We start from the raw sequence: 24,102 nt of genomic DNA, 5'->3' as shown, positions 1-24,102 counted from the left end.
ATGCGCACGGTCGTCCTCCTGGCCGGTCTAGCCCTGGCCGCGCTCGGCGGCGCGCAAGCGACCGCCGCGTCGCTGCGCGTCAGCCCAGTGAGCCTGGACCTGCCCGCGGGCCAGAACGCGACGACCCTGACGTTGCAGAACGACGACGCCGCCCCGCTGAACGTCCAGATCCGGGTGTTCCGCTGGACGCAGGCCAATGGTCGCGACGTCCTGACTCCGGCCACGGGCGTGGTCGCCAGCCCGCCGATCGCCAAGGTCGAGCCCGGCGCGAGCCGCACCGTCCGCGTCGTACGCCTGGACGGCCGTCCGCCAGAGGGCGAGGAGAGCTACCGCCTGATCGTCGACGAACTGCCGCCGCCGCTCAGCGAGTCCGGGCGGCAGGTGACATTGCTGATGCGCCACTCCATCCCGCTGTTCTTCGGTTCCGGCCGCGAGCGACCCCGGATCGAATGGCGGCTGCAGCCGTCCGAGGACGGCGGCGCCGCCCTGGTCGGCCGCAACACCGGCGCCCGCCGCCTGCGTCTGGCCAATCTGAAGATCGGCGACGCCTCCGGAGCAGTCCTTGCCGAACGCAGGGGCCTGGTGGGCTATGTTCTGCCTGGAGCGGAAGTCTCCTGGCCCGCGGGGGCCTTTCAGCCCGCCGCCGGGGTTCGGCTGATCGCCGACACCGACACCGGGCCGATCGATGCGCCGCTCAAGAGCGACTGAGGCGGCCCTCCTGAGCGCCGTCTTCGCCGCCTACGGGGCCTGCGCCCTGGCCCAGGACCTGCCGCTCCCCGATTTCAAGGCTGTCGCGACCCTGCGCGAGGACCTGCAACTCGAAGTCTGGATCAACGGGCGCAACACCGGTCTGGTGGCTGCTGTCGAGCGCGAGGCCGACGGCCGCCTGCGCATGCGGGCTGATGAGATGCGCGCCGTGGGCCTGGCCGCTTCCGGCATGGGCCTGGTGGAGCTTTCGTCCATACCTGGCCTGACGGCCGTCTATGACGACACGGGCCAGCGCCTGGTGGTCACCGCGAACCTCGACCAACTGGCCATCCAGCGCTTCGACCTGTCGGTTCGCCGCGAGGCGGCGGGCGCGCCGCGCCAGGACCTGGGCGCTGTGCTCAACTACATCGTCTCGGCTGACGCCGGTCAGGTGGACGCCGACGACGCGCTGGGCGTCGACGCCGTCGGGCTGGCGCTGGACGGCCGCGTCTTCGGCCGGTTCGGCGCCGTGGCCAGCAGCGTGTCGGCCAGCCATGTCGACGACGAGACCCGCATCGTGCGCCTGGACACCACCTGGTCCTGGTACGATCCCAAGCGGATGCTGGGCCTGCGCGGCGGCGACTACATCAACGGCGGTTTCGCCTGGACGCGGCCCATCCGCATGGCCGGCTTCCAGATCCGCCGCGACTTCGCCACCCGGCCTGACATCGTCACCATGCCGTCGCCGCGCCTGGCGGCCACGGCGGCCGCGCCGTCGACGCTCGAGCTCTATGTCAACGACAGCCGCATTCTCAGCCGGCCGGTCGGGGCCGGACCCATCCACATCGACGGCCTGCCATCGGGCCAGGGCTACAGCAATGTACGGCTGGTGCTCAACGACGCGGCCGGTCGTCAGGTCGCGATCGACGCGCCGTTCTTCGCGACGCCCTTGCTGCTGCGCAAGGGACTGGCCGATTTCTCGGCCGAAGCAGGGTTCGCCCGTCGCGGCTTTGGCGTGGAGTCGGCCGACTACGCCGGATCGCCGATCGCCTCGGCCAGCCTGCGCTACGGCGTGCTGGACGCCCTGACGGTCGAGGGGCACGTCGAAGCCGGCGCCGGGCTCGTCCAGGGCGGGGGCGGGGTCACGGTCCAGTTCGGCGGGCTGGGCGTGGTTTCGGCTTCGGTCGCCGCCAGCCATGCCGACGATCGCAGCGGCGCCCTGGCGGCCGTGGTCTTCGACAGCCGGTTCGCCGGCTTCTACATCTCGGGCGTGAGCATGCGGGCCTCGGACGGCTACCGCGACCTGGCGGCGGTCACCTCGCGGCCGTCCTTCTATCGCAACTGGCGGATGGCCGGAGACGAGCCGCCGCGCGCCATCGACCAGGTCACGGTGTCGACGCCGCTTCGCCTGGCGCGACTGATGCGGAGCGGCGACGTGCCCGTGGTCAGCGCTTCCTACAGCGCCCAGAGTCCAGCGTCGGGCCCGCGCCGCCAGGTCTGGAGCGGCTCGCTGCGCCACACCTTGGCTGACCGGGTGACGGCCTATGTGACCGCCTATGCCAGCCGGGGCGAGCGGCGCGACACCGGCGCCTTTCTCGGCATCTCGATCCCGCTCGGCTCGACCGGCTCGGCCACCGTCGGGGCGCAGGCCCAGGGCGGCGACACCGTCGCTTTCGTCGAGGCCAGCCGCGCCGAGACCCAGGTCGAAGGCAGCTATGGCTGGCGCGGCCGCATCGAGCAGGGCGCACGGCAGGGCGCGGAGCTCCAGGGCGCCTATCGCGGGCGCAGCGCCCGCGTCTCGGGCGCGGTGCAGTATGCCGACGGCGCCGCCCGCGGCCAGGTGCAGGTCGAGGGCGCGGTGGCCTGGCTGGGCGGGGTCAGCGCCACAACCACCCGGCTGGAAGGCTCGTTCGCCCTCGTGGAGGTCGGCGCCCCGGACGTGCCGGTGCTCTATCAGAACCAGAAGGTCGGCCGCAGCGACCGGAACGGCCGGCTGCTGGTGCGCAATCTCGAGGCCTTCGACGTCAATCGCCTGTCGATCGACAGCCAGGACCTGCCGCTGGAACTGGAGGCGGCGCAGACCGAGCGCGCCGTCACCCCGATGGCCGGCGGCGGCGCGATCGTCCGCTTCGGCGTGGGCAAGAGCCCGCCGGCGGTGCTGCTGACCCTGCATCGGCCTGACGGCAGCTTCGTGCCGCCGGGGGCCGAGGTGATCCGGCCCGGCGTGTCCGAGCGCGCCATCGTCGGCTACGATGGCCAGACGTTCCTGACGGGCGTCGTCGCCGACGGCGATCTGCGCGTCATCGTCGAGGACGGCAACGAGTGCGTCGCGCGTCTGGTCCTGGGCGCGGCCGCCAGCGAGGGAGGCCGGCATGTCGTCGACGCCGTCTGCCGCTAGGCTCTCGCGCCTGCGCCTCGTGGCGCTGGCGGGGTTGCTTGTCACAGCCCTGGTCTGGTTCGGGGCGCCGTCCAAGGCCCAGGCCGCCGCCAGCTGCAACGCCTCGATCTCCAGCGTCAATCTCGGCTCGACCCTCAGCCCGTTGACGGCCGGCAATGTCGACGCCACGGCCACCCTCAACTTCAGCTGCACCGGCCTGACGCCGCTGCTGCCGGTTTCACTGTGTCCCAATCTCGATGCGGGATCCGGCGGTAGCAACGGCTCTGGCCAGCGCTACATGGTCGGACCCGGCGGGGCGACCGTGCCGTTCCAGATCTACCAGGACAGCGGCCGCACCCAGCCCTGGGGCTCGTCGGTGCTGCTGGTGTTCGGCACGGTGCCGACGATTACCGCCAATCCCGGCACGGGCAGTTCGATCAACGTCAACCAGACGGTCTATCTGCGGCTGTCGACCAGCACGACGACCCTGCCGGGCGCCTATACCACCAGCTTCACCGGCCAGACCTTCTTCTGGGGCCTGAACCTCCTGTCCTGCGCGGGGGTCACCGTCGGCTCGACCCTGACGCCGGCCACCTTCACCTTCAGCGCCACCCTGATCGCCGACTGCACGATCACGACCGGCAACCTCAGCTTCGGCAATGTCGGCGTGCTCAGCGCCAACAAGGACGCCCAGACCGGCATGTCGGTGACCTGCACCAAGGACACGCCCTACGCCATCGGCCTGGACAACGGCCAGCAGGGGACCTCGGCCGCGGCGCGTCGGATGAAGGCCGCCAGCCAGTACGTCACCTACGGCATCTACAAGGACGAGGCGCGAGGCTCGCCCTGGGGAACCGGCGCGGGCCTGACCGTCGGCGGCAGCGGCACCGGCGGCGCCCAGCCGCTAACCCTCTACGGCCGCGTCCCGGCCCAGACCACGCCGTCGCCCGCGACCTATGGCGACCAGGTCATCGCCACCGTTACCTACTGACGAGGATCCCAGGCGAAGGCCTCGCCCTCGAAGGCTTCCGCGCCGCGTCCGATGGCCCGGATGGCGGCGACCATTCGTCCGTCGCGTCTCAGCGCCGCGTCGGCCAGGGCCACCATCAACGGATTGGGCGTGGCGGAGGGCGACAGGTTCCGCAGCGCCCACGCCAGTTCGGTCTCGTCACGGGTCGGCGCGACGCGACAAGCCAGGATGAACGCCGCCGCCGTCGAGCGGCTGACCCCTGCGTAGCAGTGCAGCAGCAGCGGCCGCTTTGGATCCCAGGCGTCGGCGAAGGCCAGCAGGTCGGCGATCATGGCCGCGCTCGGCGCGATCAGGTCCTCGCGCGGTTCGGCGATGTCGTGAAAGGCCAGGTGCAGGCGCTCGACATCGACGATCTCCGGCGCCGGGGCGGTCGGCGACAGCAGGCTGACCACGTGCGAGGGGCGGTGCGCGTCCAGGTGCGCAGCAAGGCCGCTCAGGGGGCAGACCGCCAGGGTCATGCCAGCACGGCCGCCAGGCCCAGCAGGGCGCCCAGCTCGGCGAGCTGCTCGATCGCGCCCAGCACGTCGCCGACATAGCCGCCGATCAGGCGGCGGGCCAGCAAGGCCATGGCGACGGCGAAGGCGGCGGCGAGGCCGATCGCGGCCAGCGCGCCCAGCGGCGGGGCCAGCAGCAGCGGCCATAGGCCCAGGATCGCGGCGACCAGCACCTCGGCCGGTTTCACGCCGTCCGGCGCGGGCTTGTACTTGGCGTCGGCGCGGTCGCTGACATGGGGCAGGGCGGCCATGGTCGCCACCGCCGCCACGCGCCCGACGCCGTGGGCGGCCAGCAGGGCCAGCGCCGCGTTCATCGGCGTCAACGTGGCCAGGGTCGCGGCCTTGGCGCCCTGCACGACGAGGAGAGCCAGCACGCCATAGGTCCCGACGCGGCTGTCCTTCATGATCTCCAGGCGGCGCTCGCGGGTCTGGCCGCCGCCCAGTCCGTCGACGGTGTCGGCCAGGCCGTCCTCGTGGAAGCCGCCGGTCAGCAGCAGGCCGACGCCCAGGGCCAGCAGGGCCGGGACCCAGCCGCTCCAGACCTGTCCGGCGGCCAGCAGCACGAGCGCGCAGACCCCGCCGACCAGGAGGCCGACCAGCGGGAAATAGCGGGTCGAGCGAGTGATCCAGTCGGGTTCGAAGCCGCGCAGGGGCGGGGTGGGCAGGCGGGTCAGGAACTGCACCGCGCAGAGCAGCAACTGGACCTGGCGGCCGATCATCCCAGCACGTCGGCCAGGTCGGCCACCTGCGTCAGCAGGTTGGCGGCGGCCGCCAGCAGCGGGGCCGCCAGAACCGCGCCGGTGCCTTCGCCCAGCCGCAGGTCAAGGTCGAGCAGGGGCTCGGCGCTGAGCGCCGCCAGCATCGCCGCGTGGCCCTTCTCGGCCGAGCCGTGAGCGAAGACGCAGTAGTCGAGGGCCTCTGGGGCCAGACGTATGGCCGCCAGGGCCGCGGCCGTGGCGATGAAGCCGTCGACCAGCACCGGACGCCGCCGCGCGGCCGCGCCCAGCACCGCGCCGGCCATCATCGTGATCTCGCAGCCGCCGAACTCCGCCAGGACGGAGAAAGGATCCTCGGCGTCGCTGCGGGCGGCGGCGCGGGCGATGGCGGCGGCCTTGCGCGCCAGCCCGTCGGCGTCGTGTCCGGTGCCCTGACCGATGCAGGCGTCCAGTGGCGCGGGGGCCAGGCGATGCATGACGAGCGCGGCGGCCGAACTGTTGCCGATGCCCATCTCGCCGATGGCCAGCACATCCGCTTCGTCGAGGGCGTGGCCAGCGATCTCGATCCCCCGCGTTAGGGCCAGATGCGTCTCCTGCCGGGTCAGGGCGGGCTCGCGGGCGGCGTTGCGGGCGCCCGGGCGCACCTTGGCGTCGATCAGGTCCGGATGGGCCGGCAGGTCGGCGGCGACGCCGGCGTCGACCACCTTGACCGACACGCTGGTCGCCTTGGCGAAGGCGTTGACGCTGGAGCGGCCCGACAGGAACAGGCCGACCATGGCGACGGTCACGCCGGACGGATAGCTGGAGACGCCTTCCTCGGTCAGGCCATGGTCGCCGGCGAACACCAGCAGCGCCGTACGGTCGGCGCGGGGCGCCAGGTCGTTCGCGATCAGGCCCAGGCGCACAGCCAGGTCCTCGATCCGGCCCAGCGACCCGGGCGGTTTGGCCTTGCCGTCCAGCTTGGCGCGCAGCCGGGACTCGAGCGCGCAGTCGACTGCGGTGATGGTCGGCGGAACGAAGGTCATTGGGTCAGTCTCCAGCCGCCCAGGCACAGCAGGGTGACCAGCAGCCACAGCAGGGCGCAGGCGCGGCGGTAGATCCGCAGGCCCCGGCGCAGGTCGGTCAGGTCCGGCGCACGGCCGTCGCCGAAGCTGGGGCGCTCAGTGGTCTCGCCGTCGTAGCGGGCCGGTCCGCCCAGCTTGACGCCCAGCGCGCCCGCCATGGCCGCCTCGGGCCAGCCGGCGTTGGGCGAGGCGTGCTTGCGCGCATCGCGCCGCATGGTCGCCCAGCCCTTCCAGCCGGCCGCCACGCAGATCAGGCCGCCGGCCAGGCGTGCGGGGACCCAGTTCATCACGTCGTCGGTCTTGGCCGCGGCCCAGCCGAACGATCGCCAGCGCGGCTCCATGTGGCCGATCTGGCTGTCGGCAGTGTTCACGGCCTTGTAGGCGAAGAGGCCCGGCAGGCCGAACAGGGTGAGCCACGAGGCCGGAGCGACCACGCCGTCGTTGAAGCTCTCGGCCAGGCTTTCCAGAGCCGCGGCGGTGACGCCGTGCAGATCAAGATCGTCGACGTCGCGCCCGACGATCCGGCTCACCGCCTCGCGGGCGGCGGGCAGGTCGCCGCCCTCCAGCGGGTCGAGCACGGCCATGACATGCTGGTGCAGGCTGCGCTGCGCCAGGCCCAGCGTCGCCAGCAGCGCCACGGCCAGCGTCGCCAGGAGGCCGCTGTCGAAGGCCGCCTCCAGAATACTGCCGACCAGGATCGCGGCCCCGACCAGGATCGCCACGGTGACGACGCCCAGCTCCTTGCGCCGGATCTCGGTGCGCTCGGGCTGGTTCCACCGCCGCTCCATCGCCTCGATCGCCTTGCCGATCCAGGTCACCGGATGCGGCAGAACCTTGTGCAGGCCTTGCGGATAGCCGACCAGGGCCTCGATCAGCAGGGCCAGCGGAGGCGCGAGCAGCAGGGGTTCAGCCATGGCGTCCCACAAGTTCGATCAGCGGGCCGGACTGGCCCTCGACCACTCTTGCCGTGACTCCATAGGCGCGGGCCAGCACGTCGGGCGTCAAGGCCTCGCGCGGCGGGCCGTCGGCGATCAGCCGTCCGTCGACCAGCACCAGCACGCGGTCGGCCAGGCGCGCGGCGATGGCCAGGTCGTGCAGGGTCATGACCACGCCCTGGCCGGCCTGGGCGGCGAAGCCGCGCATCAGGTCCACCGCATCGAGCTGGTGGCCGGGATCCAGGCCCGCCAGCGGCTCGTCGGCCAACAGCCAGCTCGGCTCGCCGGCCAGCACCCGGGCGAACAGGGCCCGGCCGCGCTCGCCGCCCGACAGGCTCTTGACCTCGCGACGGGCGAGGTCTTCGAGGTCGGTGTGCTTGAGCGCCCGGGCCACGGCCAGTCGGTCGGCTTCCGACAGGCCGCGCATGCCGCTGTGGGGCGTTCGGCCAAGGCCCACCAGGGTTTCGACGTCCACCGCCCAGGCCACTTCCGGCGTCTGTGGCAGGAAGCCGATCTTCCGGGCGCGTTCTCGGTGCGACAGGGCGGCCAGCGGCGCGCCGGCCAGACTGACGCTGCCCGCGTCCGGCTTGCGCAGGCCCGCCAGGCAGGCCAGCAGGGTCGACTTGCCCGCGCCGTTGGGGCCGACCACGGCGGTGACCTCGCCGGCCCGGAACTCGGCGGAGACCCCGTGCAGCACGGCGCGGCCGCCCAGCGAAACGGTCAGGTTCTCGGCGGAAAGCGTGGAGAGGGTCAAGCGAGCCTCCGGCGCATGGAAATCAGGAGGGCCAGGAAGAATGGCCCGCCAACGGCGGCGGTGGCCACGCCCAGTCGCATCTCGGCGGCCGAGGGCGTCAACCGCACGACGATGTCGGCCGCCAGCACCAGGGCCGAGCCGGCCAGCGCCGAGGGGACGAGCAGGGCGCCCGGCCGGTGCCCGACCAAGGGACGCACAAGGTGCGGGGCGATCAGGCCGACGAAGCCGATCAGGCCGGTCACCGCCACGCTGGCCCCCGAGGCGATCCCGACGCCGACGGCCAGGATCACCCGCACGGCCGACAGGTTGACGCCCAGGGCGGTGGCCCCGGTCTCGCCCAGGGTCAGGGCGTCCAGCGACTTGCGCAGGGTCAGCAGGATGGCCAGGCCGACGATGATCAGGGGCACGGCCAGCCGCACCTCCTCGACGCTGCGGTCGGCCAGCGAGCCCAAGAGCCAGCTGATGATCTCCTGCGCCGCCCAGGGATTGGGAGCCAGCGACAGGGCCAGGGCGACGCCGGCGCTGGCCACGGTGTTGAGGATCACGCCGGCCAGCAGGAAGGTCACCGTGCCGCCGGTGGTCCCGGCCAGAGCGAGCATCAGGACGACGCCCAGGCCCGCGCCCAGGATCGCGCAGGCCGGCAGCAGCCAGGTCGCGGTGAAGGCCAGGCCCAGATAAAGGCTCATCACCGCGCCGAGCGCGGCCATGGACGATACCCCCAGCACGCCCGGATCGGCCAGCGGGTTACGGGTGTAGCCCTGCATGGCCGCGCCCGACAGGCCCAGCGCCGCGCCGATCGCTACGGCCAGCACCGTGCGTGGCAAGCGCAGTTCGAAGATGATCGCCCAGCGCGGATCGGCGCGGTCGACCCAGGCGCTCCATGGCGCCCAGACCCGGCCGCTCATCAGCGACAGGCCAAACAGGACGGCTATGGCCAGCAGGAGGCCGCCGATCAGCAGCCAGGAACGGCGGGAATGGCTCATGCGCGGGCCTTCAGCACTTGGCGGCGGGCGGCCGCCAGGGTCGCAGCGGTGTCGATCAGGGTCGGGCCGCCGCAATAGAGCAGCCGTTCGGGGAAGGTGGCGCGGGTCATGCGATGGCTCACGCTGGCGAGGGCGGGGTGGCTGAGCATGCGCTCGGCCCAGGTCGGGGCGTCGGGCCGCGCCTGGCCGGCCAGCAGCACCTGCGGCGGATCGGCCAGCAGGCGTTCCAGCGAGACATTGCCCCACTTCTTCAGGCCATAGCGGCTGGCGACGTTCGTAAAGCCGGCGCGCTTCATCATCTCGTCGACCAGCGTGCCTTCGCCGGCCGCGAAGCCGTTGGGCTGGAACACCAGCGCCTCCAGGGGCTTGGCGCCCGGCGGCGGGGCCGAGGCGGCCAGGGCCCGGTCGATGCGGGCGATCAGCGCCTCGCCGCGCTCCGGATGGCCGGCGGCGTCGGCGATGCGGCGGATGTCGGCCTGGTTCTCGACCCAGCTGTTGGGCACCTTGAAGAGTTCGGCCCGCACGCCCAGCCGCTTCAGCGCCGCGCGGGTGGCGGGCGAGGAGTGGGCGGCGCTCAGCACCACGTCGGGCCGCAGCGCGATCACCTCCTCGGCGCTCTCGTAGGTGATCGGATAGCTCTTGGCGCGCTCGGCTATGCTCGACTGCTGCGGGTCGCGGGCGTAGTGGCTCAGCGCCGCGATCTGGTCGCGGTCGGCCACCTCGACCAGCACGCCGTCCAGGCACGGATTGAGCGAGACGAGGCGCGGCTTGCGCACGGCCGCCTGAACGGCGCCCGCGCCAAGCCCGACCGCCAGGCCAGCGCCCAGGGCCGTACGGCGGCTCAGGCCGCTCAAAACTCGACCCCGCGCTGGGCCTTGAAGCCCTGCTCGAAGGGATGCTTGACCAGGGTCATCTCGGTGACCAGGTCGGCGATCTCCAGAAGCTGCGGCTTGGCGTTGCGGCCGGTCAGGCAGACGTGCTTGTCGTTGGGACGGGCCTTCAGCACCGCCACCACCTCGTCGATGTCGAGATAGTCGTAGCGCAGGGCGATGTTGATCTCGTCCAGCAGCACGAAGTCCAGCGTCGGATCGGCGATCATCGCCTTGGACTCTTCCCAGGCGGCCTTTGCGGCGGCGATGTCGCGCTCGCGGTCCTGGGTGTCCCAGGTGAAGCCCTCGCCCATCACGCGGTAGCGCACCTGGTCAGGAAAGCGGCTGAAGAACAGGCGCTCGCCGGTCTTCCACTTGCCCTTGATGAACTGCACCACGCCCACCTGCATGCCCCAGCCCAGCGAGCGGGCGACCATGCCGAAGCCGGCCGAGGACTTGCCCTTGCCGTCGCCGGTGTGGACCAGCAGCAGGCCCTTCTCGAGCGTCTTGGTTTTCATCAGCTCTTCGCGCTCGGCCTTCAGGGCGCGCATGGCCTCGGCGTGCTGGGTGTTTTCGTCGGTCATCGCGAAGTCTCCAGGGCGGCGGTCAGGCGGGCCCAGTCGGCGTCGTATCCGGGCAGGCCGAAGCGTAGCAGGCTGGCGTCGTGGTCGAAGGGGCGGGTGAGGATCCCGGCGCGGGCCAGGGCCTCGAAGCGGGCCGGGGCGTCGGCGATACGCGCCAGCCGGAACAGGCAGGTTCCACCGACCACCTCGAAACCCGCGACGGCCAGCAGGGCGTCCAGGCGCGCGGCGTCGTCGGCCAGGCTGGCGCGCGTGGCGTCGGCCCAGGCGGTGTCGGGATAGGCCGCCAGGCCCGCGGCCAGGGCGGGCGCCGAGAGCGGCCATTCGCCCAGGGTGTCGCGCAGGCGGCGCGCCAGGGCCGGACGGGCGATGACGAAGCCCAGCCGAAGGCCGGCCAGGCCGTAGAACTTGCCGAACGAGCGCAGCACGACCAGCCGCTCGTGGCCGGGCGCGCCGGCGAACCGCGCCACCGACAGCGACGGCTCGCACTCGACAAAGGCTTCGTCGACCACGGCGCCGCGCTGGCCCAGCGCCAGCACCGCCTCGGGCGCCAGGCTGCGGCCGTCGGGATTGTTGGGGTTCACCACAACGCAGACGTCGGCCTGGGCCGGATCGGCGACCACTTCCGAGCCGACGCGTCGCCAGGCGTGGGCGTGGCTGGAATAGGTGGGCAGGGGCAGGCTGACGCGCCCGCGCGGCAGGATCTTGGGCAGCAGCCGGATGGCGGTCTCGCTGCCGGGCAGGGCGACGACCCGGCTGGGATCCTCGACGCCGAAAGCCTCGGCGGCGACGGCTTCCAGCTTCAGCAGGTCGGCTGGATCGGGCAGGCGGCCCCAGTCCTCGAAGGCCTGGGGCGGAACCGGATAGGGGCGGGGATTGATCCCCGTCGACAGGTCGAGCCACGGCGCGGGCGCGTCTGGAAAACGCGCCTGCGCCGCCGCCAGGCGGCCGCCGTGTCCGGAAAGGGACGACGGCGCGTCGCTCATCAGAACTTCGCCCGCACGCCGGCGAAGAAGCCGCGGCCCACCGAGCCGTAGCGGTAGATCGTCTGGTATTCCTTGTCGAAGAGGTTCTCGACGCGGCCGAACACCTCGAACTGCTCGTTGACCGGATAGGCCGCGCGCAGGTCGAACAGGGCGTAGCTCTTCAGGCGGCGGGCGTTGGTGGCGTTGTCGTAGCTTTCGCCCACGTACTGCACCGAAAAGCCCGTGGTCAGGCCGTTCGACCAGTCGTAGTCGGCGTTCAGGTTGGCCGTCTCGCTCGGGCGGCGCGGCAGGCGCTTGCCGTTGTTCGTCGCCGACCGGTTGATGGCGTCCATGTTGGTGTAGTTGGCGGTCACCTGCAGGGCCGAGGTCACCTCGATCGTGGCTTCCAGCTCGACGCCGCTGGTCTCGGTCTTGGCGAAGTTGGCGTAGCCGCCGTAGTTCGGCGGATTGTTGTTCGAGACGAAGTCGATCTGGTTGGTGATGTCGCGGTGGAACCAGGTCACGCCGGCGCGCACCCGGCCGTTCAGCACGCTGTGCTCGACGCCCAGGTCGACGCTCTCGGACTCTTCCGGCTTCAGGTTGCGATCGCCGTAGATGCTGTAGAGCTGGTACAGCGACGGGGCCTTGAAGCCTTCGCCGTAGTTGGCGCGGAACACTGTCACGCCGTCATTGGGCGAGTAGGTGGCGCCGGCCTGGTAGACGGTGGCGTCGCCGAAGGCCGAGTGGTCTTCCTGGCGCACGCCGCCGGTCAGCACGAGGCCCGCGACCGGCTTGGCCTGCAATTGCAGGTACAGGCTGTCGGTGCTGGCCGCGTGACGGTCGGGCGTCGGGTTCGGGGCGAAGGTCGAGGGCGAGGCGGTGCGGAACCACGAACGTTCGGTCTCGGCGCCGAAGGTGGCGCGCAGAGCCTCGCTGATCGTCCACGTGCCCTGGTATTCGAAGCGGCTGTTGGTGCCGCGGGCGTCGAAGGTCTTGGGGACCGACGAGCTGGGATCGAAGTTGTCGCGGTCGGTCTGGGTGTAGCCGTAGCCGAGGCGGTTCTTCAGCGCGCCGTCGAAGGCGCTCAGGCGCACGCCGGCGTAGGAGACCAGTTCCTTGGTCTTGCCGTACTCGGGGCTGTCGGCGAAGGCGAAGAGCGGGGCCGGGAAGCCGTCGAACTCGTTCTTGGCCGCGGCGTACGAGGCGCGCAGGTCGACAGCGGCCCAGTCGGTGACGTTCAGGTCCAGGCGGCTGCTGATGGCTGCGTTGCGATAGCCGTCCTTCTCCTTGCCGCCGTACGACTTGCCGAAGGCCGAGACGCCGTCGGTGGTGTAGTAGGCGCCGGCCAGGCGGAAGCCGCCCCAGTCGCCGCCGGTGCTGACGGCGGCGTGGCCGTAGGCGGTGTCGCGCGACCCGGCCTCGGCCGATACCGTGGCGCCCAGCGGGCCGGTCGGCACGGCGGTGATCATGTTGACCACACCGCCGATGGCCTGGCTGCCCCACAGGGTCGACTGCGAGCCGCGCAGCACTTCGATGCGGTTGATGTTGCCGGCCAGCAGGGTGGCGAAGTTGTAGCCGCCGCCGGTCGAGGACGGATCGTTCAGCTTGACGCCGTCGATCAGCACCACGGTCTGGTCGGTCTCGGCGCCGCGGATGCGCAGCTGGGTCGAGCCGCCGACGCCGCCGTTGCGGGTGACGGTCACGCCCGCGGTGCGCGACAGCAGGTCGGAGACCACCACGGCCTGGGCCTTCTTCAGCGCTTCGGCGTCGATCACCGTCATGCTGGTCGAGACTTCCGACAGGTTCTCGGGACCGCGGCTGGCGGTGACCACCACCTGGTCGACCGCCGCGGCGTCATCGGCCATGGCGTAGGCGGGCAGGGCGAGGGCGGGAACTGCGGCCGCGAGGGCCAGCAGGGAAACAAGGCGCATGTCGTTCCTCCGTGCGCGACAAGAAGGAGCGCGCTCCGCGAGGAACACGCCCGGACCAACGTCGTCATGCGGGGAAGACCCGATCGTACGGCGCACCCCGGCCGGACGAAAAACGACAACGACAGGCAGGTCTCCTGGCTCGCGGGTCATCGTTGCTGCGCGTCGCCTTCCCAGGTCTCTTCCGAAGAACAGTCCCAGTGGCATGTGACGCGCGAACTCGCCGCTTACAGTTGCGGGGGCAGCCCGGGTTTCACACCCGAGTTCCCTTTTCATCCTCTTTGGGAGGAACCTGTCGCGCTGGCTGCACTATATGGTGCGCCGCACACCGTCAATCTGGAGGCCTCAGCGTTGTCAGTCACCCTGGTCCTGGGCGGGGCCCGTTCGGGCAAGAGCGCCTTCGCCCAAGCCGCCGCCGAGATCGTCGCCAAGGCGCGCGGGGCGACGCCGGTGATGATCGTCACCGCCCAGGCCTTCGACACCGAGATGGAGGAACGCATCGCGCGTCACCAGGTCGATCGCGGCGACGCCTGGACGACGCTCGAGGCGCCCATGGACCTGGTCGCGGCCCTGCGGGGCCTGCCGCCTGGGGCCGTGGCGGTGGTCGATTGCCTCACCCTCTGGCTGACCAACCTGATGCTGGCCGAGTGCGACCTTTCGTCCGCCGCGACCAGGCTGGTCGATGCGATCGTCGAATTCGACGGTGAACTCTGGCTGGTGTCGAACGAGGTCGGCTGGGGCGTCGTGCCCGACAACGCCTTGGCCCGCCGGTTCCGCGACGAGGCGGGCCGCCTGCACCAAGCCCTGGCCCGGGCCGCCGACGCCGTCCATCTGGTCGCCGCGGGGCTAAGCCTGCGGATGAAGTGAGTCGCGCGACTCAGTCGATGGTTGCTCAACTTCGGGAAATGCGACGATTGCGCACGCTGACACCGGGCGTCTCGGCATGGTTAAGACCTGTTCACACATTCGACAGGGCTGGGGCTGGCCATGCGACGGATCCTTATTGCGGAAGACGACATTCTCCTCGGCGGCGTCTACGAGATGCTGCTGCAGGACGCGGGATTCGAGGTCCTGTGGAGCCGTGACGGCCGCGAGGCGCTGGAGGCCTTCGACGCCTTCGCGCCCGACCTGCTGATCACCGACAATTCGATGCCGCGGATGACCGGCGCGGAGCTGATCCGCGCGGTGGAAGACCGCGAGGTGCCGGTGCTGATGGTGTCGGCCAGCGACCCCCGCGTGCTGAAGGTCGAGCCCGACATGTGGCTGGAAAAGCCTATTTCGCCGGCCCGACTGCTGACGGCCGTGCGCGCGCTGCAGCGGGGCGTGGTTCAGGCCGCGGCCTGAAGCCCCAGGGCGAGGATCGTCGCGAAGAATCCCAGGCCAATGGCCCAGGCGGCGCAGAACGCCAGGGTGGGATGGCGCTGCCACCAGCGCGGATGGGGAACGCCGGTGATGGTCTTGTCGGTCATGCGGTCGCCTCGCGTGGTCTTCGAAGATCCAACGCGAGACGACCGGCTTTCAGTTCCAATCAGCCGCCGAAGCCGCGCGAGCCGCCACCGAAGCCGCCGCGCGAGATGACGCTGCTGCGGCTCTGCACGCGGGCCGGCGCCTCGTAGCGCGAGGGGGCGTCGAAGCTGTCCTGGCGCACCCGGCTGCGGCCCGAGAGGTAGTCGCGCGAGATCGGATAGCCCGAGCCGCTGTAATAGGTCCCGTCGCGGTCGCGATACATTGGGGCGCCGCGATAGCCGCGGTTGTTCATGCCTTCCAGCGCCTGGCCGATGATGAAGCCGGTCAGAAGCGGGGTGAAGAAGCTGCCGCCGCCATTGGCCTGGCTTCGCGGCACGCACTGGTCGACGCCGTAGCGTTCCTCGCAGCTCTGCTGGTCGGAGAACTTTGGCGCGTTCTCGGCGCTGGCCTTCTGGGCCTCGTCATAGGCCGTCTGGCACTGGTCGGCGGTGAAGTCGCCAGAGGCCTTGCACTCGTCCAGGCTGGCGAAGCTGGAGGCGTCCACCTTCTGGCCGGAAGAGGCGGCCGGCGGGTTGTCGCCCCATTGCGTGGCCGAGCCCGGATCGTCACAGGCGACCAGGGTGAAGGCCGAGCCGGCCATCAGGCCGGTCAGGGCCATGGCGCTGGAGCGCTTGCGACGCCGAGGCGAAGCCGAAACTGGGGCGGGCTGGGGAGAAAGCGCGTTCATGTCCGGCCTCACGAGGTCATGCAGGCGGCGTTCAGCAGGCCGACGGCCAGCGAGATCGAGGCCAGGTAGACGCCGGCGGCGAGCTCGGCCTTCTCGATGCGGTCGATCAGGTCCTTGAGCACCGTGAAGCGCACCAGGGTGAAGGCGGCGATCTGGATGACGCCGGCCAGCAGGGCCCAGGCGGCGAACTCCATCAGGCTGACGGTGTGGCTGAGCGCTGACGCCAGCGGCAGCACGTAGCCGACCACGGCGCCGCCCAGGGCGATGGCCGCGGCGACGTTGCCCTCGCGGATCAGCTTGGCTTCGTCGTAGGGCGTCACCGCCTGGTAGACGATCTTGAACACGACGGTGAACACGCCGGCGGCCGCGAAGGCCACCAGGAAGGCCAGGGCGCTCTCGCCGAAGGCTTGGACGTCGAACATCTTGAATTTCCCCCTGTCAGGTGGCTTAGGCGCGGAACTCGCCCACTTCGAGCGGCACGCCGATCATGGTTTCGAACGAGACCTCGCGGTCCTCGGTCTCCATTTCGATGGCCAGCAGCAGTTCGCGGCCCTCGCCGGGCAGGTCGCGGGCGAACAGCATGCAGGTCTGGAAGATCTTGCGGTCGGGCACGCCGTCGCGGTCGTCGTGCAGCTCTTCCCAGAAAGTCACGGGCTCCTGGCTCTCGGCCTCGTCGCCGAACCAGAAGCGATGGTACTCGGGCAGGCCCGCGGCGGCGAAGCTGCGGGCGCGAAGGCGCTTGCCCCAGGCGTCGCGATCGGCGCGCCCGCTCGGATAGGCGCTGTCCCAGGGCACAAAGATCGTCACGTCGGTCAGGCGCTGGCCGGCGCGGTCGTCCGACACGGCCTGAAACATCACGTGGTCGTCGGTGTAGAACCGATGCACGAAGCCGCCGTCCTTCAGGTCCACCAGGCCCTGGGCGGTGATTTCCAGCGTATCGCGGTCGAGCGGGAACTTGGTGTCGGACCCGAAACGCTTCCACGCCAGCGGGTCGAGCCAGACGGTCCGGCCCAGGGTCACGTTGCGGATGGCGGGCAGGGCCGATTCCGGAGCGGGCTCCTTGCGGCCGAATAAGCGACTGAACATGGCGGGTCCCTGCAACACTGGCCCTTCATGTACGGCGCCAGCCTGCGCTGTAAAAGGGGCGCCGCTCGCTCTCGACGGCTGGCGTTCGGGCTCCCATCTTGTATGAACACGGCCAAGATGGCCCGTTGAAGAGGATCACGACCCGATGAGTCAGACGCCCTGGACTGTCCGCTCGCTGAAGGCGGCCCTGGACGAAGCGCCCGGACGCGGCGCCGACGAGATCACCGTCAGCGTCCTGGAGGGCGCCGACGAGATCCTGCTGGCGACCATGCACTGGCATGGCGACCTGGAGATCTACATCAGCGTCAGCGACCAGCAGGTCGCGGCCTCGGCCCTGCTGTGGCCGGTCGACGAACAGGAAGACCGCCACGCGTTCAACGAGTTCCTGCTCAAGGCCCAGAAGCTGGTGCCGCTGTCGAACTTCGGCATCTGCGTCGTCGGCGGCCGCGACTACTACGAACTGTTCGGCGAGCTCTCGACCACCACCTCGATCGAGGACATCCTGATCGAGTTGCGCACCCTGGCCGAGAACGCCATCGAAGTGGCTTCCGACCTGCGCACCTCGTTCTCGTCCGCCGCCTGACCCAAACCTAGAATTTCCCGGAGCCTTCCGATGTCCATCTGGCGCAAGCTGTTCACCCTGGGTCGCGCCGGCGCGCACGAAGCCACGTCCGCCGTCGTCGACGCCAACGCCATCCGCATTCTCGACCAGGAGATTCGCGACGCTGACACGGCCCAGGCCAAGGCGCGCGACAACCTCGCCACCCTGGTCGCCCGTCGCCGCATCCAGGAGAACGACGTCAAGAGCCTGCGCGAGCAGGTGGCCAAGTACGAGAACTCCGCCCGCGCCGCCGTCACCAAGGGCGACATGGATCTCGCCCGCCAGGTCGCCCAACGTATCGCCGACATCGAGAGCGAAATCTCGCTGAAGGAACCGCAGATCGGCTCCATGCGCGAGGCCGAGGACCAGCTGCACCAGGCCATCGCCGCCACCGACCGCCGCATCGACACGCTCAAGCGCGAGGTCGAGGTCGTGAAGGTCAACGAGTCCGTCCAGAAGGCCCAGGAAGCCGTCACCGCTCGCGGTGCGGGCGCCGGCGCTTCGCTGGGCTCGGCCGCCGACAGCCTGGCGCGGATCAAGGAACGCCAGATGGTCCGCGGCGAGAAGATCAAGGCCGCCGGCGAACTGGAAGACCGCCGCACCGGCGCTGATCTCGACGAGAAGCTGCGCGTGGCCGGCATCCTGCCGGGCCAGTCGTCGGCCGACGACATCCTGGCCCGCCTCGCGCCGCAGACCGCCCCGCTGCAGATCGAGGACAAGGCCGCCGACGGTTCGAAGCCCGAATAAGGACCAAGCGTGCGTCGTCTTACCCTGACCCCTCGCGCCGACTGGCGCGAGAAGGCCGAGGCCGTCGGCTTCGTCTACCACCACACCGGCGGACAGGCCTATTGGGACGAGGGGACGGCGTACGCCTTCACCTTGCAGGAGGTCGAGGAGCACCTGGAGCCGGCCGCCGCCGAGCTGCATGACCTGTGCCTTGATCTTGTAGACGAGGCGGTCGCCAGCGAGGAGATCCTCGAGAAGCTGGCGATCCCGCGCGAGCACTGGGACTTCGTCGCCGCCTCCTGGCGCGCCAAGGAGCCCTCGCTCTACGGTCGTTTCGACTTCGGCTACGACGGCTCGGGCCCGCCCAAGCTCTACGAATACAACGCCGACACCCCCACCAGCCTGTTCGAGGCCGCCACCTTCCAGTGGCTGTGGCTCGAGGACCTGCTGGGGCAGGGCGTCCTGCCGGCCGGGACCGACCAGTTCAACAGCCTGTTCGAGGCGATGCGCGATCGCTTCAAGGTGCTGTTCCCGAACGGCGGCTTCGTGCACTTCGCCAGCGACGACGAGGCCGTCGAGGATCGCCAGACCGTGCGGTTCCTGGAAGACCTCGCCGCCCAGGCGGGTCTTGATCCCAAGTTCGTGGCCATGAACGCCATCGGCCTCAACGAAGAGGGCCAGTTCGTCGACACCGACGGCTACCTGCTTCAGGCCGCGTTCAAGCTCTATCCGTGGGAAGACATGCTGCGCGAGCCCTACGCGGCCAACCTGACCACGGCCAAGGTCCGCTGGCTGGAGCCGCCGTGGAAGGCGATCCTGTCCAACAAGGCGATCCTTCCGCTGCTGTGGGAGCGCCACAAGGGCCACCCCAACCTGCTGGAGGCCTATTTCGAGGGCGATCCGGCGGCCTCGGCGCTTGGCGCGAACTACGTGCGCAAGCCGCTGTTCTCGCGCGAGGGGGGCAATGTCGAGATCGTCGGCGCCAAGGCCGAGCCGGTGCTCGACCAGGGCTATGGCGCCGAGGGCGCGATCGTCCAGGCCTTCCATCCGCCGCCCAGCTTCGACGGCAAGCACCCTGTGGTCGGCGCCTGGATCGTCGGGGCCGAGCCCGTCGGCATGGGCATCCGCGAGGACGACAGCCAGGTCACCAAGAACCTCGCCCGCTTCGTGCCGCACATCATCGAGGGGTGAGGTCTTTACCTCCTCCGCAAAATCCCCGCTTTCGCGAGGGTTTTGCGGATGTGGGGAAGGGCGATGGTCATGCTAACCTTCCCGGTATGAGCGACCAATCCGACGACGGCCCGCCCGGCGAGACGCCGATCCAGCGGGCTCTGCGCATCAAGCAGGCGGCGCTGGCCGCCAAGCCCAAGCCGCCGCGCGGCGGCCGTTTTCAACGTGAGCAGGCGCAGCGCAAGGCCGCCGGCTCCACCAAGCCGTGGAACAGCTGATGGCCGGATTGAAGGACAAGCGCGGCTTCATCGACAAGGACCGCCTCGATCTCTCCGAGCGCCAGGCCGTCGAATACTGGATGAAGCGCTGGGGCGTGACCCGCGAGCAGATCACGACCGCCCACCGCAAGGTCGGCCGGATGACCAAGGACATCGCCGCCGAGCTCGGCAAGAAGCGCTGAGCCGTCGGGCTCAACGCTCCTGCAACGCCGCCAGCGCCGCCTCGTGCGCGGCGATCCGCCGGCGGCAGCGACGGGCGTGGCCCCGATACAGCATCAGGCAGGCCGCCAGGAAGACGGCCCCGCCGGCGAGCAGCGGCCAGTCCGCGCGCCACCGGCCCGACAGGCTTCCCATCGCCGCCAGGAAGGCCGCGCCGGCGACGCAGGTCCAGGTCCCGGCCTGGGCCCAGCGCAGGCCCGTCCGCGCCTGCGCCAGCGCCGTGCTCACCACCGTCTGCGGCGTATCCAGCAGCAGGCCGGGATCGCCGCGCCGCGACCACAGGGTCATCGCGCCCGCGAACAGGGTGAAGAGCGCGCAGGCGATCGCCGCCGGCCAGGGCAGCTCGCGCGTGACGACGGCCCAGGCCACCAGACCCAGCACCAGCGGCACGCCGGCCATCTCGGCGGCGAAGTTCAATCGCGCCAGCCGGTCGCGGCGGCGCAGGGCGCGGATCTGGGCGGGATCGATCGCCGGCTCGGCGGCGGCCGGATCCGTCCAGGCCTTGGCCAAGGTCGTCCAGTCGTCTTCGGAGCCGTTGGTGGGGCCGTGCGGCGTAGTCATCGGCGATCCTCCGGATCGAGCGCCTCGCGCAGGGCGGCCTTGGCGCGGGTCAGGCGTATGGAGACGGCGTTGGCGTTCAGCCCCAGCATCGGGCCGATCTCGGCCGGGCTGAAGCCTTCCAGGGTAAGCAGCGCCGGCTGGCGCAGCGACAGGGGCAGGGCGCGCACGGCGCGGGCCAGCCGTTCCTGCATGTGACGGGCCTCGAAGCTTTCGTGCGGATCGGGCGCGCCCGACGGAGCGCTTTCATCCAGCGGCTGCCGGCGCGGTTCGGCCGCTTCCCGCGCCACGTGGGTGACCGCGCGATTGTGGGCCACCCGGGCGATGAAGGCGCGCAGCGGCGCTTCTCCGCGATGGCGCGGCAGGGCGCGCCAGACGGCCAGCAGGATCTCCTGCCGCAGCTCGCGCCGGCGCTCGGGATCGGCCTCGTAGGCCGCCGCGATGCGCCCCAGCATCGCGCCGTGCTCGGCGAGGATGGCCTCGAATGCGTCGTCCCGCCCCAGAAGCGGTCTCCCCGGAAAAATCGCGTCTGGTCCGAAAGACTCGCAAGGTCGGCGAGACTTTCACGGCGTGCTCGACAAAAGACAGGAGGTTCGTCGTGACGCTCAAGGCTGAAATCGAAACCCTTCCCGCCGGCGACCGCGTCCTGCGGCGCGGCAAGGGGCTGCTCAAGGTGCTGGTGACCCTGCTGGCGATCTTCGCCTTCGCCGCCTGGATCGCCCTGGGCGTGGTCCTCTACGCCGACGTGGGGCGCGACCTGCGCCTGGCGGCGGCTCTGGCGGCGGCCATTTCGACCGAGGCGCTGTTCTGGAGCGTCGCGGCGCTTCTGGGCGTCAGCGTGCTGGAAGCGCGCAAGGCGATCTGGCGCCGCATCACCGGTTTCCTCGCGCGATAGTCGCCAGACGGACGAATTCGCCAGTCTGGAACAAGCGTCGCCATTCTCCATGTGGCGACGGTTCGTGCCTATCAAGTGGCGTATGCTGTCAAACTGCGATCAAGACAACGTTGTCATGGCAATGATTTGCTGAATTCTTGGCAAATCTGCGGGAACGCAACGCACATGTGGACGCGTTCTTGGCCAAAATGCTAGGGAGGCCACGGATATTGCACTGCGAGATTCAGATTTCGCAGGCTGTTCCAAGGCGAGACGACCCCGATAGAGGGCGCGGCCTTTCTTCACTTTATCGCAGGGTGAACTCAAAATGCCGGTAGAGACGCTGACGAAGTCCCTTTGGGTCTATTCGTTCGGGGGGGGCGGCGCTGACGGCGACGCTTCCATGAAGAACCTCCTCGGAGGCAAGGGCGCCAATCTCGCCGAGATGTCGTCGCTGGGTCTGCCGGTTCCGCCCGGCTTTACGATCACCACCGAGGCCTGCGTCCACTATTACGCCAACGGCAAGCAGTACCCGGCCGAGTTGGCCGGGCAGGTCGCCGCGGGCCTGGCCAAGATCGAGGCCATCACCGGCAAGCGCTTCGGCGACGTGGCCAACCCGCTGCTGGTGTCGGTGCGCTCGGGCGCCCGCGCCTCGATGCCGGGCATGATGGACACCGTGCTGAACCTGGGCCTCAACGACGAGACCGTCGAAGGCCTGGCCGTCCTGTCGGGCGACCGCCGCTTCGCCTACGACAGCTACCGCCGATTCATCCAGATGTACTCGAACGTCGTGCTCGACCTGGAGCACCACATGTTCGAGGAAATCCTCGACGACCATAAGGATCGCCTCGACGTCCACGTCGACACGGGCCTCACCGCCGACGACTGGGCTGGGGTCATCAAGGACTACAAGGCCGCCGTGCTCAACGAGCTGGGCAAGCCGTTCCCGCAGGACGCCCAGGAGCAGCTGTGGGGCGCCGTCGGCGCCGTGTTCGCCAGCTGGATGAACGACCGCGCCAAGTTCTATCGCCGCATGCACGACATCCCCGAAAGCTGGGGCACCGCGGTCAACATCCAGTCGATGGTGTTCGGCAACATGGGCGACACCTCGGCCACGGGCGTCGCCTTCACCCGCAATCCGTCGAACGGCGACAACCGCCTGTACGGCGAGTTCCTGATCAACGCCCAGGGCGAGGACGTCGTCGCGGGCATCCGCACGCCGCAGTCGCTGACCAAGGCCGCCCGCGAGGAAATGGGCGACACCGCGCCGTCGATGGAAGAGGCGATGCCGGAGGTGTTCGGCCAGTTCAAGACCGTGGTCGAGACGCTGGAACGCCACTACCGCGACATGCAGGACATCGAGTTCACGGTGGAGCAGGGCGTGCTCTACATGCTGCAGACTCGCAACGGCAAGCGCACCGCCAAGGCCGCGCTGAAGATCGCCGTGGACATGGCCGCCGAGGGCGTGATCAGCAAGGAGGAGGGCGTTTCGCGCGTCGAGCCGGCCTCGCTGGACCAACTGCTGCACCCGACCATCGACCCGACCGCGCATCGCGACGTCGTCACCGTCGGCCTGCCGGCCTCGCCCGGCGCGGCCACCGGCAAGATCGTCTTCGACAGCGACGAGGCCGAGAAGGCCGCCGCCAACGGCGAAGCCGTGATCCTGGTGCGCGAGGAGACCTCGCCCGAGGACATCCACGGCATGCACGCCGCCCGCGGCATCATCACCGCCCGCGGCGGCATGACCAGCCACGCCGCCGTCGTGGCGCGCGGCATGGGCCGTCCCTGCGTCTCGGGCGCCGGCGACGTGTCGATCTTCGCCAAGGAAGGCCTGTTCCGGGCCAAGGGCCGCGAGTTCAAGGCCGGCGAAGTGATCACCATCGACGGCTCCACCGGCGAGATCCTGGCCGGCGCGCCCAAGATGATCGAGCCCGAGCTGACCGGCGACTTCGCCACCCTGATGGGCTGGGCCGACCAGGTCCGTCGCCTGAAGGTGCGCGCCAACGCCGAGACGCCGCTCGACGCCAAGACCGCCCGCCAGTTCGGCGCCGAAGGCATCGGCCTTTGCCGCACCGAGCACATGTTCTTCGACGACACCCGCATCGCCGCGGTGCGCGAGATGATCCTGGCCGACGACGAGGCCGGCCGCCGTACGGCCCTGGCCAAGATCGCGCCCTTCCAGAAGGCCGACTTCGTCGAGCTGTTCACGATCATGGAAGGCCTGCCGGTCACCATCCGCCTGCTCGACCCGCCGCTGCACGAGTTCCTTCCGCATACGGAAGAAGACGTGCAGGCCGTGGCCGTGGCCACGGGTCTCGACGCCGCCAAGCTGCTGCGCCGCGCCAAGGAGCTGCACGAGACCAACCCCATGCTCGGCCACCGCGGCTGCCGCCTGGGCGTCTCCTATCCCGAGATCTACGAGATGCAGGTCCGGGCCATCCTCGAGGCGGCGTGCGAGATCGCCAAGTCGGGCAAGGCCGCTCCCGTGCCGGAGATCATGCACCCGCTGGTCGCCAAGGGCGAGGAGATGAAGTACCTGCGCGACCTGACCGACCGCGTCGCCAAGGCGGTGCTGGCCGAGCAGGGCGTGGAGCTGAAGTATACCGTCGGCACCATGGTCGAGCTGCCGCGCGCCGCCCTGCGGGCCGGCGACCTGGCCGCCAACGCCGAGTTCTTCAGCTTCGGCACCAATGACCTGACCCAGACAACGTTCGGCATCAGCCGCGACGACGCCGGCAAGTTCCTGGGCGCCTACATCGACAAGGGCATCTTCGAGAAGGACCCCTTCGTCAGCCTCGACCAGGACGGCGTGGGCGACCTGATCCGCATCGCCGCCGAGCGGGGCAGGGCGGCCCGTCCCGACGTCAAGCTCGGCATCTGCGGCGAGCACGGCGGTGACCCGGCCTCGATCGCGTTCTGCGAGAAGGTCGGCCTCGACTACGTCTCCTGCTCGCCCTACCGCGTGCCTATCGCCCGCCTGGCGGCCGCGCAGGCGGCCCTGGCTGGGAAGTAG

28 protein-coding genes and 1 riboswitch are annotated in these 24,102 nt (G+C 70.3%); of the genes, 12 read left to right on the top strand and 16 right to left on the bottom strand.

Features of this window, described 5'->3' with window-relative positions:
* Genes SGCZBJ_RS01095 through SGCZBJ_RS01085 form a run of 3 tightly spaced genes read left to right on the top strand, consistent with a single transcriptional unit; the run spans position 1 to position 4,055 of the window.
* Entirely contained in the window at positions 1–708 is a 708-nt protein-coding gene (locus SGCZBJ_RS01095) for a fimbrial biogenesis chaperone (RefSeq protein ID WP_101716193.1), read from the top strand.
* A complete protein-coding gene (locus tag SGCZBJ_RS01090) occupies positions 686–3,085 on the top strand; it encodes a fimbria/pilus outer membrane usher protein (RefSeq protein WP_101716192.1) in 2,400 nt (799 codons plus the stop codon). Before SGCZBJ_RS01095 ends, SGCZBJ_RS01090 begins: the two co-directional genes overlap by 23 nt.
* The gene (locus tag SGCZBJ_RS01085; RefSeq protein WP_101716191.1) at positions 3,060–4,055 is read left to right on the top strand and encodes a Csu type fimbrial protein; all 996 of its coding nucleotides are present in this window, start codon (positions 3,060–3,062) and stop codon (positions 4,053–4,055) included. Before SGCZBJ_RS01090 ends, SGCZBJ_RS01085 begins: the two co-directional genes overlap by 26 nt.
* On the opposite strand, the gene SGCZBJ_RS01080 is transcribed toward SGCZBJ_RS01085, so the two are convergent.
* From SGCZBJ_RS01080 to SGCZBJ_RS01035, 10 genes are read right to left on the bottom strand one after another with little or no spacing between them, the layout of a single operon-like run.
* The gene (locus SGCZBJ_RS01080) at positions 4,049–4,552 is read right to left on the bottom strand and encodes a tyrosine phosphatase family protein (protein ID WP_101716190.1); all 504 of its coding nucleotides are present in this window, start codon (positions 4,550–4,552) and stop codon (positions 4,049–4,051) included. The genes SGCZBJ_RS01085 and SGCZBJ_RS01080 overlap by 7 nt on opposite strands.
* A complete protein-coding gene (cobS, locus tag SGCZBJ_RS01075) occupies positions 4,549–5,307 on the bottom strand; it encodes an adenosylcobinamide-GDP ribazoletransferase (RefSeq protein WP_240621368.1) in 759 nt (252 codons plus the stop codon). The genes SGCZBJ_RS01080 and cobS overlap by 4 nt, the downstream gene beginning before the upstream one ends.
* Positions 5,304–6,329, bottom strand: a complete 1,026-nt coding sequence (cobT, locus tag SGCZBJ_RS01070; RefSeq protein ID WP_205685296.1) for a nicotinate-nucleotide--dimethylbenzimidazole phosphoribosyltransferase — start codon at positions 6,327–6,329, stop codon at positions 5,304–5,306. Before cobT ends, cobS begins: the two co-directional genes overlap by 4 nt.
* On the bottom strand, positions 6,326–7,282 hold the full coding sequence (gene cbiB, locus SGCZBJ_RS01065; protein ID WP_101716242.1) for an adenosylcobinamide-phosphate synthase CbiB: 957 nt from the start codon (positions 7,280–7,282) through the stop codon (positions 6,326–6,328). Before cbiB ends, cobT begins: the two co-directional genes overlap by 4 nt.
* The gene (locus SGCZBJ_RS01060) at positions 7,275–8,057 is read right to left on the bottom strand and encodes an ABC transporter ATP-binding protein (RefSeq protein ID WP_101716189.1); all 783 of its coding nucleotides are present in this window, start codon (positions 8,055–8,057) and stop codon (positions 7,275–7,277) included. The genes cbiB and SGCZBJ_RS01060 overlap by 8 nt, the downstream gene beginning before the upstream one ends.
* Positions 8,054–9,040: a FecCD family ABC transporter permease gene (locus tag SGCZBJ_RS01055; RefSeq protein WP_101716188.1), complete on the bottom strand. Its 987-nt coding sequence runs from the start codon at positions 9,038–9,040 to the stop codon at positions 8,054–8,056. The genes SGCZBJ_RS01060 and SGCZBJ_RS01055 overlap by 4 nt, the downstream gene beginning before the upstream one ends.
* On the bottom strand, positions 9,037–9,894 hold the full coding sequence (locus SGCZBJ_RS01050) for an ABC transporter substrate-binding protein (RefSeq protein WP_240621367.1): 858 nt from the start codon (positions 9,892–9,894) through the stop codon (positions 9,037–9,039). Before SGCZBJ_RS01050 ends, SGCZBJ_RS01055 begins: the two co-directional genes overlap by 4 nt.
* The gene (cobO, locus tag SGCZBJ_RS01045; RefSeq protein ID WP_101716187.1) at positions 9,891–10,493 is read right to left on the bottom strand and encodes a cob(I)yrinic acid a,c-diamide adenosyltransferase; all 603 of its coding nucleotides are present in this window, start codon (positions 10,491–10,493) and stop codon (positions 9,891–9,893) included. Before cobO ends, SGCZBJ_RS01050 begins: the two co-directional genes overlap by 4 nt.
* A complete protein-coding gene (gene cobD, locus SGCZBJ_RS01040) occupies positions 10,490–11,476 on the bottom strand; it encodes a threonine-phosphate decarboxylase CobD (protein ID WP_101716186.1) in 987 nt (328 codons plus the stop codon). The genes cobO and cobD overlap by 4 nt, the downstream gene beginning before the upstream one ends.
* Positions 11,476–13,386, bottom strand: a complete 1,911-nt coding sequence (locus SGCZBJ_RS01035; protein ID WP_101716185.1) for a TonB-dependent receptor plug domain-containing protein — start codon at positions 13,384–13,386, stop codon at positions 11,476–11,478. The genes cobD and SGCZBJ_RS01035 overlap by 1 nt, the downstream gene beginning before the upstream one ends.
* Before the next feature lie 107 nt (positions 13,387–13,493).
* A riboswitch (cobalamin riboswitch) is annotated at positions 13,494–13,694 on the bottom strand.
* A gap of 40 nt (positions 13,695–13,734) precedes the next feature.
* On the opposite strand from SGCZBJ_RS01035, the gene cobU reads away from it, so the two are divergent.
* Positions 13,735–14,250 (top strand): bifunctional adenosylcobinamide kinase/adenosylcobinamide-phosphate guanylyltransferase, encoded by a 516-nt coding sequence (gene cobU, locus SGCZBJ_RS01030; RefSeq protein ID WP_101716184.1) that lies wholly within the window; start codon positions 13,735–13,737, stop codon positions 14,248–14,250.
* A 120-nt stretch (positions 14,251–14,370) separates the two neighbouring features.
* Positions 14,371–14,727, top strand: coding sequence for a response regulator transcription factor (locus SGCZBJ_RS01025; RefSeq protein WP_101716183.1), 357 nt, complete (start codon positions 14,371–14,373; stop codon positions 14,725–14,727).
* On the opposite strand, the gene SGCZBJ_RS25505 is transcribed toward SGCZBJ_RS01025, so the two are convergent.
* Genes SGCZBJ_RS25505 through SGCZBJ_RS01010 form a run of 4 tightly spaced genes read right to left on the bottom strand, consistent with a single transcriptional unit; the run spans position 14,712 to position 16,663 of the window.
* Complete coding sequence (locus SGCZBJ_RS25505; RefSeq protein ID WP_165799209.1) at positions 14,712–14,852, bottom strand: hypothetical protein; 141 nt, start codon at positions 14,850–14,852, stop codon at positions 14,712–14,714. The genes SGCZBJ_RS01025 and SGCZBJ_RS25505 overlap by 16 nt on opposite strands.
* Before the next feature lie 59 nt (positions 14,853–14,911).
* A complete protein-coding gene (locus SGCZBJ_RS01020) occupies positions 14,912–15,577 on the bottom strand; it encodes a DUF1190 domain-containing protein (protein WP_101716182.1) in 666 nt (221 codons plus the stop codon).
* An 8-nt stretch (positions 15,578–15,585) separates the two neighbouring features.
* A complete protein-coding gene (locus tag SGCZBJ_RS01015) occupies positions 15,586–15,999 on the bottom strand; it encodes a DUF350 domain-containing protein (protein ID WP_101716181.1) in 414 nt (137 codons plus the stop codon).
* A 25-nt stretch (positions 16,000–16,024) separates the two neighbouring features.
* The gene (locus SGCZBJ_RS01010; protein WP_101716180.1) at positions 16,025–16,663 is read right to left on the bottom strand and encodes a DUF2491 family protein; all 639 of its coding nucleotides are present in this window, start codon (positions 16,661–16,663) and stop codon (positions 16,025–16,027) included.
* Positions 16,664–16,808: 145 nt separating this feature from the next.
* On the opposite strand from SGCZBJ_RS01010, the gene SGCZBJ_RS01005 reads away from it, so the two are divergent.
* The 5 genes from SGCZBJ_RS01005 to SGCZBJ_RS00990 all read left to right on the top strand — a co-directional run bounded on the left by SGCZBJ_RS01005 (position 16,809) and on the right by SGCZBJ_RS00990 (position 19,620).
* Complete coding sequence (locus SGCZBJ_RS01005) at positions 16,809–17,246, top strand: YjfI family protein (protein WP_101716179.1); 438 nt, start codon at positions 16,809–16,811, stop codon at positions 17,244–17,246.
* A gap of 30 nt (positions 17,247–17,276) precedes the next feature.
* Positions 17,277–18,011, top strand: a complete 735-nt coding sequence (locus SGCZBJ_RS01000) for a PspA/IM30 family protein (protein ID WP_101716178.1) — start codon at positions 17,277–17,279, stop codon at positions 18,009–18,011.
* A gap of 9 nt (positions 18,012–18,020) precedes the next feature.
* Positions 18,021–19,181, top strand: a complete 1,161-nt coding sequence (locus SGCZBJ_RS00995; protein ID WP_101716177.1) for a glutathionylspermidine synthase family protein — start codon at positions 18,021–18,023, stop codon at positions 19,179–19,181.
* A gap of 86 nt (positions 19,182–19,267) precedes the next feature.
* Entirely contained in the window at positions 19,268–19,438 is a 171-nt protein-coding gene (locus SGCZBJ_RS25500; protein ID WP_165799208.1) for a hypothetical protein, read from the top strand.
* Complete coding sequence (locus SGCZBJ_RS00990; protein ID WP_101716176.1) at positions 19,438–19,620, top strand: DUF3606 domain-containing protein; 183 nt, start codon at positions 19,438–19,440, stop codon at positions 19,618–19,620. Before SGCZBJ_RS25500 ends, SGCZBJ_RS00990 begins: the two co-directional genes overlap by 1 nt.
* A gap of 10 nt (positions 19,621–19,630) precedes the next feature.
* Here SGCZBJ_RS00990 and SGCZBJ_RS00985 read toward each other — a convergent pair whose 3' ends face one another.
* Both SGCZBJ_RS00985 and SGCZBJ_RS00980 read right to left on the bottom strand, forming a co-directional pair.
* Complete coding sequence (locus tag SGCZBJ_RS00985) at positions 19,631–20,218, bottom strand: hypothetical protein (RefSeq protein WP_101716175.1); 588 nt, start codon at positions 20,216–20,218, stop codon at positions 19,631–19,633.
* Positions 20,215–20,718: an RNA polymerase sigma factor gene (locus SGCZBJ_RS00980; protein WP_276308908.1), complete on the bottom strand. Its 504-nt coding sequence runs from the start codon at positions 20,716–20,718 to the stop codon at positions 20,215–20,217. The genes SGCZBJ_RS00985 and SGCZBJ_RS00980 overlap by 4 nt, the downstream gene beginning before the upstream one ends.
* A gap of 95 nt (positions 20,719–20,813) precedes the next feature.
* On the opposite strand from SGCZBJ_RS00980, the gene SGCZBJ_RS00975 reads away from it, so the two are divergent.
* Both SGCZBJ_RS00975 and ppdK read left to right on the top strand, forming a co-directional pair.
* Positions 20,814–21,110 (top strand): hypothetical protein, encoded by a 297-nt coding sequence (locus SGCZBJ_RS00975; protein WP_101716173.1) that lies wholly within the window; start codon positions 20,814–20,816, stop codon positions 21,108–21,110.
* 307 nt (positions 21,111–21,417) lie between these two features.
* The gene (ppdK, locus tag SGCZBJ_RS00970; protein ID WP_101716172.1) at positions 21,418–24,102 is read left to right on the top strand and encodes a pyruvate, phosphate dikinase; all 2,685 of its coding nucleotides are present in this window, start codon (positions 21,418–21,420) and stop codon (positions 24,100–24,102) included.

This window comes from Caulobacter zeae, from assembly GCF_002858925.1.
GTDB classification, from domain to species: Bacteria; Pseudomonadota; Alphaproteobacteria; order Caulobacterales; family Caulobacteraceae; genus Caulobacter; species Caulobacter zeae.
The sequence above is the reverse complement of the archived record's forward strand: the minus strand, read 5'-3'. Positions and strand labels throughout refer to the sequence as shown.

What these genes read in the sequence shown, in the direction of transcription:
- SGCZBJ_RS01095 (WP_101716193.1), top strand. Translation starts at nt 1, where the DNA reads ATGCGCACGGTCGTCCTCCTGGCCGGTCTAGCCCTGGCCGCGCTCGGC.
- SGCZBJ_RS01090 (WP_101716192.1), top strand. Translation starts at nt 686, where the DNA reads ATGCGCCGCTCAAGAGCGACTGAGGCGGCCCTCCTGAGCGCCGTCTTC.
- SGCZBJ_RS01085 (WP_101716191.1), top strand. Translation starts at nt 3,060, where the DNA reads ATGTCGTCGACGCCGTCTGCCGCTAGGCTCTCGCGCCTGCGCCTCGTG.
- SGCZBJ_RS01080 (WP_101716190.1), bottom strand. Translation starts at nt 4,552, where the DNA reads ATGACCCTGGCGGTCTGCCCCCTGAGCGGCCTTGCTGCGCACCTGGAC.
- cobS (WP_240621368.1), bottom strand. Translation starts at nt 5,307, where the DNA reads ATGATCGGCCGCCAGGTCCAGTTGCTGCTCTGCGCGGTGCAGTTCCTG.
- cobT (WP_205685296.1), bottom strand. Translation starts at nt 6,329, where the DNA reads ATGACCTTCGTTCCGCCGACCATCACCGCAGTCGACTGCGCGCTCGAG.
- cbiB (WP_101716242.1), bottom strand. Translation starts at nt 7,282, where the DNA reads ATGGCTGAACCCCTGCTGCTCGCGCCTCCGCTGGCCCTGCTGATCGAG.
- SGCZBJ_RS01055 (WP_101716188.1), bottom strand. Translation starts at nt 9,040, where the DNA reads ATGAGCCATTCCCGCCGTTCCTGGCTGCTGATCGGCGGCCTCCTGCTG.
- cobO (WP_101716187.1), bottom strand. Translation starts at nt 10,493, where the DNA reads ATGACCGACGAAAACACCCAGCACGCCGAGGCCATGCGCGCCCTGAAG.
- cobD (WP_101716186.1), bottom strand. Translation starts at nt 11,476, where the DNA reads ATGAGCGACGCGCCGTCGTCCCTTTCCGGACACGGCGGCCGCCTGGCG.
- SGCZBJ_RS01035 (WP_101716185.1), bottom strand. Translation starts at nt 13,386, where the DNA reads ATGCGCCTTGTTTCCCTGCTGGCCCTCGCGGCCGCAGTTCCCGCCCTC.
- SGCZBJ_RS01025 (WP_101716183.1), top strand. Translation starts at nt 14,371, where the DNA reads ATGCGACGGATCCTTATTGCGGAAGACGACATTCTCCTCGGCGGCGTC.
- SGCZBJ_RS25505 (WP_165799209.1), bottom strand. Translation starts at nt 14,852, where the DNA reads ATGACCGACAAGACCATCACCGGCGTTCCCCATCCGCGCTGGTGGCAG.
- SGCZBJ_RS01020 (WP_101716182.1), bottom strand. Translation starts at nt 15,577, where the DNA reads ATGAACGCGCTTTCTCCCCAGCCCGCCCCAGTTTCGGCTTCGCCTCGG.
- SGCZBJ_RS01015 (WP_101716181.1), bottom strand. Translation starts at nt 15,999, where the DNA reads ATGTTCGACGTCCAAGCCTTCGGCGAGAGCGCCCTGGCCTTCCTGGTG.
- SGCZBJ_RS01010 (WP_101716180.1), bottom strand. Translation starts at nt 16,663, where the DNA reads ATGTTCAGTCGCTTATTCGGCCGCAAGGAGCCCGCTCCGGAATCGGCC.
- SGCZBJ_RS01005 (WP_101716179.1), top strand. Translation starts at nt 16,809, where the DNA reads ATGAGTCAGACGCCCTGGACTGTCCGCTCGCTGAAGGCGGCCCTGGAC.
- SGCZBJ_RS01000 (WP_101716178.1), top strand. Translation starts at nt 17,277, where the DNA reads ATGTCCATCTGGCGCAAGCTGTTCACCCTGGGTCGCGCCGGCGCGCAC.
- SGCZBJ_RS25500 (WP_165799208.1), top strand. Translation starts at nt 19,268, where the DNA reads ATGAGCGACCAATCCGACGACGGCCCGCCCGGCGAGACGCCGATCCAG.
- SGCZBJ_RS00990 (WP_101716176.1), top strand. Translation starts at nt 19,438, where the DNA reads ATGGCCGGATTGAAGGACAAGCGCGGCTTCATCGACAAGGACCGCCTC.
- SGCZBJ_RS00985 (WP_101716175.1), bottom strand. Translation starts at nt 20,218, where the DNA reads ATGACTACGCCGCACGGCCCCACCAACGGCTCCGAAGACGACTGGACG.
- ppdK (WP_101716172.1), top strand. Translation starts at nt 21,418, where the DNA reads ATGCCGGTAGAGACGCTGACGAAGTCCCTTTGGGTCTATTCGTTCGGG.